A 14,761-nucleotide genomic window follows, 5' to 3' on the forward strand; every position below is an offset into this window, starting at 1 on the left:
TTAATGTACAGTATTCTGGCCTGAGGAAGGCGGGTTGGCAAGAGTGGGAAAGCAATTTTGCATGAGGCGTTCATTCTTGCTTGCGCTACGGGGGCTAAGCCTGCCGCAGAATCATTTTCTTACGTCTGGCCACTGGCCTGCATTTTCCCCGCTCACTTCGCGCGTGAATCTTCAAAGGGCGTGATCATTCCCGCAGCCTGCATTTTTCACCCTTAAAAATCAATACGTAAGGCGGTGGCGTCGGGCCGGGGCTCCCTGGTGTTGGAGGCCCGGCGCCACCTTTCTGGTCGCCGTTCTTGGCAAATGTTGCTCAACGCAGGTATGCGCCAGAACTCGGCGCTACGGGCGCTGATGCAGCGTCTTCGCGTTCTGACGGAGAAAAAATCCTGAGTGTTGGGCAATAGTCGCTCTATGAGCGCTGAAAAAGGCATTCATCTCATTTCGTTTAAAATTAAACCGGGATGCGGTTTGCTCTCCAGGTGGGCTTTCTTGCACTAAATTGCTGCGAGGTTAATGATCAGTATTTTAGGTTTCTCCCGCGGCAGCTATGGCGTGAATGCGATGAAGATATCCCGGGCGTTGTCAAGCGCCTCTGAAGCTTGATGAACGTGATATGAGTTAGCCTGCCTAGATAGTTTTTTATAAGTAAAATGAATCATTTCAATAAAAACCAGTCACGTTCATCAAGAACGATGATTTGCAATAAAATCATTTTATTACAATAGGTTTTTTGTGTTTTTCGTCCGTCGCTCGCCCAGGATTATTGTCATGGCCACCTTTTAAGTGGTTTAATGTTTTTAATTCACTTTAATGACGCTAAAGTATAGGTTTAAAACATTATAATGCAACCAAACAACATTAAAATATCAGAAGAAAATGGTATGTCATTGAAAATGATAGGCGAAAACCTCACTTACCTCATGCGCATGCACGGGATTGATGCCAGTCGGTTGAGCAGCGAAACAGGGATAGGTATTGCCACCATCAATAATCTGAGGAAAGGGGTGGGGAATCCCACGATCGCCACGCTTGCATCCATTGGTGAATTTTTCAGCGTAAAAGTAGGGGAGCTGACTGACAAGGATTTAAGCGTCACAGGGGAGGCCAAACACAATGTGAGATCGCTGCCGCTCATTAGCTACAGCGATGTAGAGCGTTTTCTGGCCAACACGATCAGAACGGCAGATACCTATACGACAGAAGTCGATGACATGACGGACGATTCGCTGTTTGTGGCAGAGATAACGAATAATTCACTGTCGCCTGAATTAGACCGTGGAACGTATTGTGTGATCTCCCTCAAGGAGCCATTTTGTGATGGGGATATCGTCCTGGTTAAGCTGAAAAATTACCCAATATGCTTAAGGCGAGTTTTTGTTTCTGACGACGACTTGTTGTTTACAAATATCTCATTAGATTCAGATAGCAGCGTGAAGTCCTATAGCGATTATGCGATCGTCGGTGTTCTATTGAAAACGATAAAGAGGCTGAAATAAATGGATTTATTTAACATAATGAGAAGGCTAAGAAAAATATACTCTCCCAGTTACCTCTATACGTTAGATCGCAGTGTGATCCGAACGGCGGATGGATATTGGCTTTTCAAAGAGTTTGGCACCCATACTTTCGTGAAAAAAAACTGGGCGCAACTCATCGAGGGCGATTTTCTCAGGCACGTTAACCCGAAAGACATCGCTTTTATCGCCGAGACCGAGTCTAAAATAAAAATCGCCTCGGCCAAACTGTCGATTCATGAAGAAAAAAGAAACTGTATGTGGACGTTGAAAAACGACGTTGACTCGATATCAATATCAGGGGCGGATTTCCTAAAGGATCGCGATCTTGTCGACAAAACCGAGTCCTTGGATGCGACGAAAATAGCCTTTTATGCCGGGGTAAAAGAAGGCAGAACACTCTCTGCCTCTTTGAAAAATGCAAAGAAAAGCGACAAGTCTAAAAAAACAATACTGACGTTGATTAAATAAACCAGGGTTCGACGTGAATATGCTCATCGAACGTAATTACGCTGAAAGCCGAGTTGTCTATGCTGCTGACATCGCTTGTGCCGTTTTTCCATTGCGAACAAATTGCCGGGGAAACAGAGATTAAGGTTTCCCCCAGCTTTCTTTGGAATAACGTATGCGCATGGCCTGAGCCGATAAACTTAACGTTTAATCGTTGGCAGAGGCTCAATAGCTCCTCAGCATTGTTTAACATACAGCTATCAACAATCGGGGTGCCTACAGGAATAGGGTGATGATGCAAGAAGACGGCGACCTTTTTATTGCCACTTGCGGCGATGGCTTTTTCAAGCGTGTCGAGCGCATGCGTCGAGACCCTGCCGAAATCTTCGTTATCAACCACCGAGTCGATGCTGAGCATGCGCCATTCGTCATCTTCAAACGAGTTTATATCATAGTTGCCGCCCTGTTTATGGGCTGCATCGTCCAGGTTCTTTTTGTTGTCATGGTTGCCTGGGAAAAAATAGAAAGGTAAGGAAGTGCGGTTCATTATCTTAAAGAAGCGCTCATAAGAGGGGATATCGCCATCATGAGAGATGTCACCCGTCACAATGATTAAGTCGGCATTGATTTTATCTGCATTGGCATTAATGAAGTCAATGGCCCTGTCGAAATTAGCAAGATGCTTCGAAGCCAGCGCGCTTTCATTAGGCATAATATGTATGTCGCTAATCTGAATTACTTTCATGCTAGACCCTGTTGATATTACTTAAATGGATTGTATGAGGTGCCCCAATCATAGTGATCGGTGTTTTCTATCTTCTTCACCCACTCGACTAAGGCGATGGCGAGCGGCAGCAAGACAATGGAGACGACAACTTTATAAGACCAGGTTGTGCTGATGATGTTAACCAACTCCATGAAGGTGTATTTTCCTGAAAGACTGATCGGATAGGCTGTCAGCAACAGGGCGGCCTGCGTAGACATGGAGCCCACAATATATCGGATAAAGAAGTATTTGCCGGAGAAGATAATCTTCATCTTTGAAATAATGAAGCCATTGACGAAATAAGCGACCGGAACGGACACCCAGGTACCGATCATGACTCGCCAGAATTCGTGGTACAAAGAATAATAGTGCGTGGCGATATCGTTGTTTTCTGGCTGAATAACGGCTGAGAGATTAAGTATTATGACATATAAGCTTTGACAGAAGACCATGATCCATATTGCTCTGACCGACAATTTATAGCCGTAAACCTCAGTAAGCAATGTGGAGATCAAGAAACACAGGGAGAATACAATGCCGCTGGCCGTTATTTTAAAACCATAGATATCAAAGACCTTATAAACCAACGTGTCGCAGGTGATCATAATGGTCACCGTCAGGCCAACAAAAAGGCCATAGAGCTTGAGATTTCCTTGCATTTTTATTCCTTATTTAGTCCGTGTTCTTCTGTTATTCATAATCCATACTTATTTAAAACGTCAACCAAGCGGCCAGATAGTGGCGCAATGATGCTTGAGCCATGTCGCATGGCCATCGTTTCTCTTTATTCAAGGCAACGCCTCTCCTTTCCCTCACGGGGTTCCTGAAGGCGAAAGCGCTACGCTGGGTTATGCGAAGAATGCTGATGGCCTGTTGGTTGAGAACAGATGACTTTATCGTAATTCATTAATATTTCTAATGAATATATTACCTGGATTGCGCTGTGTCAATCATGGGAAGAGGAATACGGGACGTTAGCTTGATGAGGGCTTTATACGTTCACTCCCGGGGCGTGGGCGGCAGAGCCTGCAGCTGAATCACCAATTCCGCCAGGCTAGCGGCCTGCATTTTCTCCATCACTTTCGCCCGGTGAACCTCCACGGTGCGCAGCGCGATATTCAGCCGCTCCGCCATTTCCCGATTCATCATGCCTCGCACTACCAGCTGCGCGATGTCGCGTTCTTTCGGCGTGAGCGTGCGGTAGCGGCCGTAAGTTTCATGGCGTTGCCAGGCTACGGCCGAAACCCGGTGCGCGCGTTCGAGGGCGGCGATCAGCGGTTCAGCGGCGATCGGTTTTTGCAGGAAGTCCACCGCGCCGTACTTCATCTGCTCCACCGCCATCGGCACGTCGCCATGGCCGGACAGGAACACCACCGCCAGCGTGCTGCCGAGGCGGCGCAGCTCAGCGTAGGCCTGGTGCCCATCGAGTTTCGGCATCCTCATGTCCAGCAAGACGATCCCGGTCTGAAACAGGTCGGCCTGCGCCAAAAAGTCGGTGCTGTCATTCCAGCACTGCACGTCGTGGCCGAGGCTGGTCAGCAAAAAATGGCAGGCGTCGGTGACGGCGACGTCATCGTCCACCAGATGAATTAGCGACATGGTTTTCCTCATCGTTCAATATGAAATGCAGCGTTACGCACAGCCCATTGCGGCTGTCGGGGGCGGGGCGGTTAGCCAGGCGGATTTCGCCGCCGCCATAGCGGGCCAGGCGTCGACAAATGGCTAACCCCAGCCCCATGCCGCCGGCTTTGGTGGTGTTGAAGGGGCGAAAAGCCTGTTCCAGCCCGGGCGTTGTCATGCCGCCCGCGTTGTCCTGCAGATGCAACTCGATCGCCCGTTCGCTCTGGGTGGCGGAAAGCCAGACGGCATTGGCCCCGGCCTGCGCCGCATTCAGCAGCAGGTTCGCCAGCAGCTGTTCCAGCAGCGCTGGCGGCAGGGTTAGCGTCAGCGAAGGCGCCACGTTGTTGAACAACGTCAGGTCGGGATAGCGCTGCGTCAGGCGCAGCAGCGCCCACACCCGCTCGGCGGTTTCGCTTACCGCAGCGGACTGCCAGCGCGTTTGATCTATCGCCTCAGCGGTGGGCTGTGCCCACTGGCGCAGGTTATGAATCGTCTCGCCGCCGCGCTGCGCCTGTCGGTCGATATTTTCCAGCGGCCCCAGCAACGGATGCCCGGCGTCCGTGTTGCGCAGTTGGATCAGGCATCCTTGCGCATAGTGGCGAATAGCCGCCAGCGGTTGATTGAGCTCGTGTGCGAAGCCGGAGGCCATTTCCCCCAGCACGTTCAGCTGCCTGGCGTTCTCCAGCGCCTGCTCCTGCCGCCGCAGTTGCTCTCCGGCATGGAGCAACTGCCGCCCGCGCCGGCGTACCAGCAGCGCGATCCAGATGTGGTTGACGATCAACAGCGCCAGCACCGCCAGCGACAGGCCGACGGCCGTCTGATGCTGGATCAGCCAGCTTTTGATATCCAGCCACAGCCGCCGCTGTTCCGGGTGCTGATTGACGGCGCGCAGCAGCGCTTCCACCTCGCTGGTCGAGGCCGGTGCGCCCCACAGGAAGGGTGACTGCGGCGGTGCGGTCAGCAAGGCTCTTGCCACCGCATCCACCAGTGAGTTATCCAGGCCGGGCAGGGCGGCGAACGACCAGTTGGGGTAAAGCGGCGTGCTGGTAACGCAGGGAACCGACGCGGCCTGTTGCAACAGCGGGCGAAAATCCGCCGGATTGATCAGGCCTTCCTGATCCATTTTCTCCAGCAGGCAAACGGGGACGATGGCGGCCTGAATGGCGCGTTCGCGCAACAGATAGAGCAGGGCGTCGGCAGGGAAACCGGTAAAGCGCAGGTGAAAATCGCGCTCGGGCCGTATGCCGGCATCGCTGAGCGCCTTATAACCGGTCAGATAGCCGCCGAAGGCCTGCGGATCGATGGCGCCCACCGTTTTGCCCATCAGCGCCTGTGGCGTCGTAATGCCGCTGTCGCGCCGCACCAGAATCACGCTGCCGATGATGTTGCCCGTTGCCCGGTCGCCGTTGGCGGCGCGTAACGACGCCAGCCAGCGCAGATGATAGTGGCTGTTCAGCTGCACAAACTGCGCCGGATTGGTGACCACGAACTGCACGCTGCCCCGATTGACCGCCTCGCGCATCTGCGCCAGATCGAGCGGCCGCAGGCGGAAGCGTTCACCGCCGACGCTGCCGTTGAGCCTGTCGATCAGCGGCTGCCAGTCACGCGCGGTCGCCGCATCGCCGCGCATCGCCAGCACGCCGACCGACCACTCGCCCGCCTGTGCCGCCATCCCCCAGCCGAGACTGAGCAGCAGTAATAACACGACCCTCACGGCCCCTCCTGATGGGCAATCTGCCTGCCGTCACTTGTTTTAGATCAACGTTAGGTTCGGTATGTGGTTAACCACAATAGAGCTGAGCCCAATGCCATTTTTACACTGTAAATCATCGACATTGTTTATTCATCTAACGGGCATCAATAGCGTGATCGGGGTGATGCCCAGGGTGTGGGAGAGGCGCATGGATTTCGGTAAACGGCAGTTTTTGCAGCGGCTGGGCGTGTTGACGGCGGGGGCCTCGCTGATCCCCATGGCGGAAGCCGGGCTGACGTGGGCGCCGACGCGGCGCGAGGGGGATGTTCGCCGACGCTATGCGATGCTGATCGACCTGCGGCGCTGCGTCGGGTGCCAGGCCTGTACCGTGAGCTGCGCCATTGAAAACCAGACGCCGCACGGGGAGTTTCGCACCACGGTAAACCAGTACCAGGTCAGCCTCGAAGGCGAAGCGGTGGCGACCAACGTGCTGCTGCCCAGGCTGTGCAACCACTGTGACAACCCGCCCTGCGTGCCGGTATGCCCGGTGCAGGCCACCTTCCAGCGCGAGGACGGGATCGTGGTGGTCGACAACAAACGCTGCGTGGGGTGCGCCTATTGCGTGCAGGCCTGTCCGTACGATGCCCGCTTTATCAATCACGCCACCCAAACGGCGGACAAATGCACCTTCTGCGTGCACCGGCTGGAAGCGGGATTGCTGCCGGCGTGCGTGGAGTCGTGCGTGGGCGGGGCGCGGATCATCGGCGACATGCGCGATCCGCACAGCACGCTGAGCAAGCTGCTGCGGCGCCATGAGGCCGAGATCAAAGTCCTCAAGCCGGAGAATCAAACCGCGCCCCACGTCTTTTATCTGGGGCTGGATGACGCCTTCGTCACGCCGCTGCCGGGCCGGGCGCAGGTCGCCTTATGGGGGGAGGGACGATGAGCCGCCAACTGATGATCGCAGAAGTGCTGAGCCAGCCGCAGGCGGTGAGCTGGCTGCCGTGGGCCGTGCAATATTTCTTCTTTATCGGCATCGCCGCCTGCGCCGCGTTGCTGGCCTGCGTGTGGCGCTGGCGCGGTGGAGATAACGCCGCGCATCTGGAGCGCATGGCGCTGTTTATCGGGCTGACGTGCGCCATCACCGCGCCGCTGGCGTTGACCGCCGATCTGCATCAAACCGCCCGTTTCTGGCATTTCTACGCTTATCCGACGCCCTGGTCGTGGATGCCGTGGGGGGCGCTGTTCTTGCCGCTGTTTACCTTGTTGATCGGCCTGTGGTTTATCGCGGTCGAATTTACGCGGCTGACGGGCAGGCGGGTGGCGCTGCTGCGTGGGATAGCGCCCGCTTGTGCGCTGGTAGCTATCGGCCTGCTGTTGTACACCGGGCGTGAGGTTTCCGTCGTGCGCGCCCGCCCCATCTGGTTCAGCTACGGATTTCCGATCGTGATGTTCCTCAGCGCGCTGCAGGCGCTCTTGGCCCTGTTGCTGCTGGCGATGCGCAAACGGCCCGGCCTGCAAGCGCCGCTGGCGCGCGGGATGCTGCTGACGCTGTTGCTGCTCGGCGGGGCGATCCTGCTGTGGGTGTGCGGCGATACGCTATCCGGTGCGGCGGTACGCCACTGGCTGCAGACGCAGGCGACGGCGCGTCAGTATGCCGCCGGGTGGATCGCGCTGTGGGCACTGGCGCTGGCGTGTGCCGCCTGGGCCACCTATCGACGTTTGCCGCGCGGCGGCGCGCCGCTGCTGGTGGCCGGCGCGCTGGGGCTGAGCTGGCTGATGCGCTGGACGCTGTTGATCGAGGTACAAACCATCCCGAAATACAACGCGTCTTATTCCCTCTATAGCCTGCCGCTGGGTACCGACGGCTTGCTGGCGATCGTCGGTACTTTCGGGCTGTGGCTGGCGTTAATGATCATGGTGCGTGAAGCACAGGCGTTTTTATTGCGGAGAAAACAACATGGCTAAACTCACCCGGCGTCAGTGGTTGAAAGTGGGCCTGGCCTTCGGCGGGTTGTCCGCTTTTGGCCTGAGCTATCGTGAGGTCGCCAAACGGGCGATCGACGGCTTGATTCACGGCACCTCAGGGCGGGTGACGTTGGATCGCATCAACGGCAACTCTCTGCTGCCCGAAGGGCGGGCAATGCCGGAATGGCAAGGCAATCCGCAGCAGGCCATCTCAATGACCCAGTGTTTCGGCTGCTGGACGCAATGCGGCGTGCGGGTTCGGGTGGACAGACAGACCGATCGGGTATTGCGCATTGCCGGCAACCCTTATCATCCGCTGTCTCAGGAACGGCACGTCGACTCGGCGTTGCCGTTGCAGGAGGCGTTGGCGCAGCTGGGCGGCGAAAGCGGCCTCGACGCCCGTTCCACCGCCTGCGCGCGCGGCGCCACGCTGCTGGAGGGGCTTTACAGCCCGCTGCGCGTGCTGGAGCCGATGAAGCGCGTCGGCAAGCGCGGCGAGGGCAAGTGGCAACGCATCAGCTTCGAACAGCTGATCGCTGAAGTGGTGGAGGGCGGCGATCTGTTCGGCGAGGGGTATGTGGACGGCCTGCGGGCGATCCGCGATCTGGAAACGCCGATCGACGCCCGGCGGCCGGGGCTGGGGCCGAAAGCCAACCAGCTGCTGGTGACCAACGCCGGTGACGATGGGCGCGACAGCTTCCTGCGGCGCTTCGCCCAGAACAGCTTCGGCAGCAAAAACTTCGGCGCGCACGGCGCTTATTGTGGGCTGGCCTACCGTGCCGGCTCCGGTGCATTGATGAACGATCTGGACAAGAACCCGCATGTGAAACCGGACTGGGAACAGGTCAAATTCGCGCTGTTTATGGGCACCTCGCCGGCGCAGTCCGGCAACCCGTTCAAGCGCCAGGCCCGGCAGCTGGCCAGCGCCAGATTGCGCAGCGAGTTTCGCTATGCGGTGGTGGCGCCGGCGTTGCCGCTGACCACCACGCTGGCGGACGATCATGGCCATTGGATCCCGATATTACCGGGCACCGACTCCGCGCTGGCGATGGCGATGATCCAGTGGATCCTCGACAACCGGCGTTATCAGGCCGGCTATCTCGCCATCCCGTCGGAGGTCGCCATGCAGCGTGCCGGCGAGAAGAGCTGGACCAACGCCACGCATCTGGTGATCGCCGAGAGCGAGCACCCGCTGGCGGGGCAGCATCTGACGCTTGCTCATCTGAACGGCGCCGAGTCGGCGTCGCCGCTGGTCGTCAACGGCGCGGGGGAGCTGGTGCCGGCCGAGGCGTGCGACCGTGCCGAGCTGTGGGTAACCCGCACGGTGACGCTGCACGACGGCGCGCAGGTGGCGGTGAAAAGTGGTTTCCAGTGTCTGAAAGAGGCCGCCGATAAACTGTCGCCGGAGGCGTACAGCCGGGAATGCGGCGTGCCGGTGGCGCGCATCGCGGCGCTGGCCGAGGCTTTTACCGCCCATGGGCGCAAGGCGGCGGTGATCGCCCATGGCGGGATGATGGCGGCAAACGGGTTTTACAATACCTGGTCGGTGATGATGCTCAATGTGTTGATCGGTAACCTTAGCCTGGAGGGTGGAGTGTTCGTCGGCGGCGGTAAATTCAACGGCTTCGCCGAGGGGCCGCGCTATAACCTGGTCGAGTTTCCCGGCCTGGTAAAACCGAAGGGGCTGAATATCGCGCGCAGCAAGGCCGCTTATGAAACCTCCGACGAATACCGCGAAAAAGTGGCGGCGGGCATTTCACCCTGGCCGGCCAGGGCGCCCTGGTATCCGTTCGTCGCCGGGCAGTTGACCGAGCTGCTGACGTCGGCGCTGGCGGGGTATCCGTACGGGCTGAAAGTCTGGATCTCGAACATGACCAACCCCTTGTACGGTATCGCCGGGTTGCGCGGCGTGGCGGAGGAACGATTGAAAGATCCGGCGCGTTTGCCGCTGTTTATCGCCATCGATGCGTTTATCAACGAAACGACGGCGCTGGCCGACTATATCATCCCGGATACCCATAACTTTGAGAGCTGGGGATTCAGCGCCCCTTGGGGCGGCGTCGCCAGCAAGGCCACTACCGCGCGCTGGCCGATAGTGACGCCGGCGACCGCGAAAACGGCGCAAGGGCAGCCGATTTCCATGGAGGCGTTTTGCATCGCCGTCGCCAAACGCCTGGGGCTGCCGGGGTTTGGCGATCGCGCTATCGGCGACGGCCAGGGCGGGCTGCTGCCGCTCAACCGCGCTGAGGATTATTATCTGCGCGCCGCCGCCAACGTGGCGTTTGCCGGCAAGGCGCCGGTGCCGGCCGCGAGGGCGGAAGAGCTGGCGCTGTGCGGCGTCGATCGCTTGTTGCCGCAGCTTGCGCAGACGCTGCGCGCCGATGAAATCGACCGCGTGGCGTTTATCTACAGCCGCGGCGGCCGCTTCGCCGATCATGACAGCGGCCGCCGCGACGGCAGCGTGGGCAACCGTTGGGAGAAGCCGCTGCAGATCTGGAATGCGGAAGTGGCAAAGCACCGCCATGCGATCACCGGCGAGCGTTTCAGCGGCTGCCCCACCTGTTACCCGGCGCGTTTGTCGGACGGCCGTGCGGTGGAAGAGCTCTACCCTGAGCGGCAGTGGCCGCTGCGGCTGATGTCCTTCAAATCCAATGTGATGAGCAGCTCCACCGCGGTGATCCGGCGCTTGCACGACGTGAAGCCGGTGAACCTGGTGGCCCTGAACCCGGCGGACGGGGTGCGTTTCGGCATTCAACACGGTGACTGGGTGAGCATCAGTACGCCGGGCGGCAGCCGGGAGGCGCAGATCAGTTTGCTGGCGGGGGTGATGCCAGGCGTGATCGCGGTGGAACACGGTTACGGCCACCGGGAGATGGGGGCCAGCCAGCACTACCTGGACGGCGAACCGCTGGCGATGGATGAGCGCATCGCCGCCGGCATCAACCTTAACGATTTGGGCTTTGCCGATCCGACGCGCGAAGTGCCGAACACCTGGCTGGATTGGGTAACCGGTGCGGCGGTGCGCCAGGGTATTCCTGCGGCGATCGTCAAACTTTCCGCGTAAACGGCAGACGAAAAAAAACCTGCTGTAACAGCAGGTTTTCTTGAACTTGGTCGGCATGAGAGGATTATGCGCATCTTCGATGCTTGCCCTGCGGGCCGTTGCTAAAGCAACGTGGTCTCACTGCGCTCGGCTCAAACCTCCTTCGGAGATTCTCATCCTCTCAGCGTGCAGACGAAAAAAAACCTGCTGTAACAGCAGGTTTTCTTGAGCTTGGTCGGCATGAGAGGATTCGAACCTCCGACCCCCGACACCCCATGACGGTGCGCTACCAGGCTGCGCTACATGCCGACGCTATGAAAATTCATACTACCGATTCCCGATGTTAATGCAAGCGCCTCGCTACTTGATTGCTTTAGTTTTAAGCAGTTAGTTGGCGATAAAGCGTTTTACATCGGTCAGCACCTGCAACAGCAGAGCAAGCTGCGGTTTCTCGTCTTTTATTTCATCGCCGTTCTGATCGTAGACGCGATAGTTGCCGCTGTTGTCCAGCATCAGCGTCTGCGTCGGCGTGGTGATCACCAGCTGATTGCCATCGCCGGTGGCGATCCAGTTGTTGCGGCGCTGGGCGGTGAACAGATCTTCGCCCTGCGAATAGTCTTTCGGCGCGGTCTTCACGTGCAGCAACCGTTGCATCAGGGTGCGCATCACGTCGTTATGGCCGGTCAGCTTGCTGATGGTCTGGGCCGGGGTGCCCGGCCAGTGGATCACCAACGGTACCTGCAGCTGCGCCTGGTTGAAGCCGTTGCCGGCCCCCCATTGGCCTTTACCGCTGTCGTTGAATTCGACGCCGTGCTCGGCGGTGATCACCACCACGGTTTTGTCCAGCAGGCCGCGCTGTTTCAGGGTGTCCAGCACCTGGGCTATCTGGGCGTCCACGTCTTGCGCGCCGGTACGATAGCGCTGGATAAAGTCGGCCGGCGCCGGGGTTTTGGCACCTTCGGCCGGCTCGGCGCCGCTGAAGTTGATATAGGAGAACCACGGCTCTTTATCGCCCTGATCCGTCAGCCAGCGCTGCCATTGCTGCGTGGTTTGCGCGTCGCTTTGCGGCGCCGGCGTCGGCAGCGAGAAGTCGGTCAACAGGGCCTGACGGTACAGGCTGGCGTTGAAGCCGTCGGAGGAGAACAGCCCCAGCTGGTAGCCTTGATCGCTGAGCGCATTGATCAGCGCCGACGGCTTGCGCCCGGCGAGCACGCTGTCCAGATAGGTCGGGGAAATGCCGTAGAACAGGCCGAACAGCCCGGTATCGGCATGGTTGCCTGAACTGTAATGATCGCTGAAACGCACGTTTTCCTGGGCGAAGCGCGTCAGCGCCGGCATGTCTTGCGCCACGTCTTTGGCGCGAATGCCGTCTACCACGATCATCAGCAGGTTATAGCCGCTGCCTTTATCGCCGTAGCTGAGATCGCTGAGCGGATATTCCACCGCCACCGCTTCCGGATTGCCTTGTTGCACCAGGCGGCGCTCATACTCTTGCTGGTCGAGCAGGCCGTGTTTTTCGAGGAACTTGCGCGCGGTCATCGGGTACGAGAGCGGCAGGTTGGCTCGCTGCATGGTGATCGGGCGATAGAAGTTGGCGTCGGCCCAGATATAAATCAGGTGCGACGCGAAAAAGGCGCTGATAAACAGCGCCGCCAGCGGCTTGCCGAAACGGCGGCGATTCAGGCTGCGCAGCTTTTGCCAGCTCCAGGTGCCGAACAGCATCTCCACCAGGAAGATCACCGGCACGCAGATAAACATCAGCTGCCAGTCGCGCGAAAGCTCGCTTTGGTCCGGGTTGACCACCAGATCCCACACCACCGGATTGAGGTGCAGGTGGAAATGGGAGAACACTTCGCTGTCGACCAGCAACAGCGTGAGCCCGGCGGTGGCCAGCGCGGCGGAAATAAATCGCAGCAGCCGCTGCGACATCACCACGAAGGTGAGCGGGAAGATCACCAGCAAATAGCCGGCGAACACGATAAAGCTGAAATGCCCCAGCAGGCTGACCAGAGCATAGACGCGGCCCAGCAGGGAAGCGGGCCAGTCGGTGACAAACAGGTAGCGGCTACCCAGCCCAAGGGCGAGCAGAATGTTGAATAAGGCGAACCAGTGCCCCCAGCTGATCATCTGGGAGACTTTTTCACGATAACGCTGACGGTTTGTCACCATAAGTCAATATTAATGCGCTTTATCTTCACGGACAGAAGCCTGCAGGGCTTCCGCGAACGATCTCGCCAGGGTTTTCCGCTGCGCGGGGGCAACGCTGGTGTTGATCAAATTAGTGACCATGTTGCCCAGCACCATCAGGGAAAGATCGGTGGGGGTATGGTGTTTTTCCAGAACATTGACCAGCTCTGAGAGCAGTTGTTCAACGTGTTCGTCACTGTAACGGGATGATTGTGGCATAAAATTGCGCTTAGTAATCTGCAAAGTGCTCTATCTTACCGTATAGGACAGTGATTTTCCGCTCTTTTATCACTTCCTGTCATTCGGGAAATCGTTCGCCCGCGCCGGGGCGGCCCCTCGCTGCGCCTTTCCGGTTTGCCGCAGTTTTTTAGTATTGCAGGGCGGGGCCTTCAGTGTTTGAATACGCGCCTAAAGAACAGGAGGATTTACCATGAGTCTGGATATCGACCAGATCGCTCTGCATCAGTTGGTGAAACGCGACGAGCAAACGCTGGACGTGGTGCTGCGCGATTCCTTGCTTCCCGCCAACGCGGCGGTAGAAGAAATGATGGCGGAATTGCATCGCGTCTACAGCGCCAAGAGCAAGGCCTTAGGCCTGTTCAACGAAGGCAGCGAACTGGCGGAAGCGCTGCGCACCTGCCGCAAGGACGATAAAGACTTTCTGGCCTTCAGCCGCGCGGCGACCGGCCGCCTGCGCGACGAACTGGCGAAGTATCCGTTCGCCGAAGGTGGCGTGGTACTGTTCGGCCAATACCGCTATCTGGCGGTGGAGTACCTGCTGATCGCGGTGTTGAACAGCCGTAACAGCATGCGCGTCAACGAAGAGCTGGATATCAACACCACGCACTATCTGGACATCAACAACGCCGATATCGTTGCGCGCATCGATCTGACCGAGTGGGAAACCAACCCGGAATCGACCCGCTACCTGACCTTCCTGCGCGGGCGTGTGGGCCGCAAGGTCGCCGACTTCTTCATGGACTTCCTGGCGGCGTCCGAAGGGTTGGACACCAAGGCGCAAAACCGCGGGCTGCTGCAGGCGGTAGACGACTATTGCGCCGATGCGCAGCTGGACAAGAACGAGCGCCAGTCGGTGCGCCAGCAGGTGTACAGCTATTGCAATGAACAGCTGCAGGCGGGCGAAGAGATTGAACTGCAGGCGCTGTCGCAGGAGCTGTCGCCGGTCGGCGAGAAAGACTTCATGCAGTTCTCCAGCGAGCAAGGGTATGAGCTGGAAGAGAGCTTCCCGGCGGATCGCGGCACGCTGCGCCAGCTGACCAAATTTGCCGGCAGCGGCGGCGGCATCAGCCTGAACTTCGACGCCATGCTGCTTGGCGAGCGCATTTTCTGGGATGCGGCCACCGACACGCTGACCATCAAAGGCACGCCGCCGAACCTGCGCGATCAGCTGCAGCGCCGGACCGGCAGCGGCAAGTAAGCTTGCCGAATCGCAGACAATAAAAAACGCCGCAATTGCGGCGTTCTTTATTTCGGCGTCCCGAAAGGTTCGAAAACGTAGC

The 14,761-nt window shown here is 58.1% G+C and carries 12 protein-coding genes, 1 tRNA gene and 1 other RNA gene; 6 read left to right on the forward strand and 8 right to left on the reverse strand.

The window, feature by feature from the left end; translation table 11 throughout:
• Window positions 1-842: 842 nt before the first annotated feature.
• Window positions 843-1,496: a helix-turn-helix domain-containing protein gene (locus EKL15_RS18345; RefSeq protein ID WP_070914523.1), complete on the forward strand. Its 654-nt coding sequence runs from the start codon at window positions 843-845 to the stop codon at window positions 1,494-1,496.
• Entirely contained in the window at window positions 1,497-1,985 is a 489-nt protein-coding gene (locus EKL15_RS18350; protein ID WP_203090163.1) for a hypothetical protein, read from the forward strand. It abuts the gene before it with no gap.
• On the opposite strand, the gene EKL15_RS18355 is transcribed toward EKL15_RS18350, so the two are convergent.
• The 4 genes from EKL15_RS18355 to ttrS all read right to left on the reverse strand — a co-directional run bounded on the left by EKL15_RS18355 (window position 1,978) and on the right by ttrS (window position 6,022).
• On the reverse strand, window positions 1,978-2,709 hold the full coding sequence (locus EKL15_RS18355; protein ID WP_141959785.1) for a metallophosphoesterase: 732 nt from the start codon (window positions 2,707-2,709) through the stop codon (window positions 1,978-1,980). The genes EKL15_RS18350 and EKL15_RS18355 overlap by 8 nt on opposite strands.
• A 17-nt stretch (window positions 2,710-2,726) precedes the next feature.
• Window positions 2,727-3,389 (reverse strand): VUT family protein, encoded by a 663-nt coding sequence (locus tag EKL15_RS18360; protein WP_025303625.1) that lies wholly within the window; start codon window positions 3,387-3,389, stop codon window positions 2,727-2,729.
• Window positions 3,390-3,729: 340 nt separating this feature from the next.
• Entirely contained in the window at window positions 3,730-4,329 is a 600-nt protein-coding gene (gene ttrR, locus EKL15_RS18365) for a tetrathionate respiration response regulator TtrR (protein ID WP_089186224.1), read from the reverse strand.
• Entirely contained in the window at window positions 4,301-6,022 is a 1,722-nt protein-coding gene (gene ttrS / locus EKL15_RS18370) for a tetrathionate respiration histidine kinase TtrS (RefSeq protein WP_238423736.1), read from the reverse strand. The genes ttrR and ttrS overlap by 29 nt, the downstream gene beginning before the upstream one ends.
• Window positions 6,023-6,251: 229 nt before the next feature.
• On the opposite strand from ttrS, the gene ttrB reads away from it, so the two are divergent.
• From ttrB to ttrA, 3 genes are read left to right on the forward strand one after another with little or no spacing between them, the layout of a single operon-like run.
• The gene (gene ttrB, locus EKL15_RS18375) at window positions 6,252-6,989 is read left to right on the forward strand and encodes a tetrathionate reductase subunit TtrB (RefSeq protein WP_060420154.1); all 738 of its coding nucleotides are present in this window, start codon (window positions 6,252-6,254) and stop codon (window positions 6,987-6,989) included.
• Window positions 6,986-8,011, forward strand: coding sequence for a tetrathionate reductase subunit TtrC (ttrC, locus tag EKL15_RS18380; protein WP_100396400.1), 1,026 nt, complete (start codon window positions 6,986-6,988; stop codon window positions 8,009-8,011). Before ttrB ends, ttrC begins: the two co-directional genes overlap by 4 nt.
• The gene (gene ttrA / locus EKL15_RS18385) at window positions 8,004-11,075 is read left to right on the forward strand and encodes a tetrathionate reductase subunit TtrA (RefSeq protein WP_100396399.1); all 3,072 of its coding nucleotides are present in this window, start codon (window positions 8,004-8,006) and stop codon (window positions 11,073-11,075) included. The genes ttrC and ttrA overlap by 8 nt, the downstream gene beginning before the upstream one ends.
• 47 nt (window positions 11,076-11,122) lie before the next feature.
• Here the strand turns inward: ttrA and EKL15_RS18390 are convergent.
• The 4 genes from EKL15_RS18390 to EKL15_RS18405 form a co-directional block, all read right to left on the reverse strand.
• Window positions 11,123-11,252, reverse strand: a non-coding RNA gene (locus tag EKL15_RS18390) — RtT sRNA.
• Window positions 11,253-11,286: 34 nt separating this feature from the next.
• Window positions 11,287-11,363: transfer RNA gene (locus tag EKL15_RS18395), tRNA-Pro, on the reverse strand.
• Window positions 11,364-11,441: 78 nt separating this feature from the next.
• Window positions 11,442-13,223: an LPS biosynthesis-modulating metalloenzyme YejM gene (yejM, locus tag EKL15_RS18400; RefSeq protein WP_084827374.1), complete on the reverse strand. Its 1,782-nt coding sequence runs from the start codon at window positions 13,221-13,223 to the stop codon at window positions 11,442-11,444.
• A 9-nt stretch (window positions 13,224-13,232) separates the two neighbouring features.
• The gene (locus EKL15_RS18405) at window positions 13,233-13,460 is read right to left on the reverse strand and encodes a YejL family protein (protein ID WP_004935782.1); all 228 of its coding nucleotides are present in this window, start codon (window positions 13,458-13,460) and stop codon (window positions 13,233-13,235) included.
• 211 nt (window positions 13,461-13,671) lie between these two features.
• Here EKL15_RS18405 and yejK point away from each other — a divergent pair, with 211 nt between their 5' ends.
• The gene (gene yejK, locus EKL15_RS18410; RefSeq protein ID WP_060420164.1) at window positions 13,672-14,679 is read left to right on the forward strand and encodes a nucleoid-associated protein YejK; all 1,008 of its coding nucleotides are present in this window, start codon (window positions 13,672-13,674) and stop codon (window positions 14,677-14,679) included.
• The last annotated feature ends 82 nt before the right edge of the window (window positions 14,680-14,761 follow it).

It is taken from the genome of Serratia sp. 4542, assembly GCF_016805595.1.
In the GTDB taxonomy this organism is placed as follows: domain Bacteria; phylum Pseudomonadota; class Gammaproteobacteria; order Enterobacterales; family Enterobacteriaceae; genus Serratia; species Serratia nevei.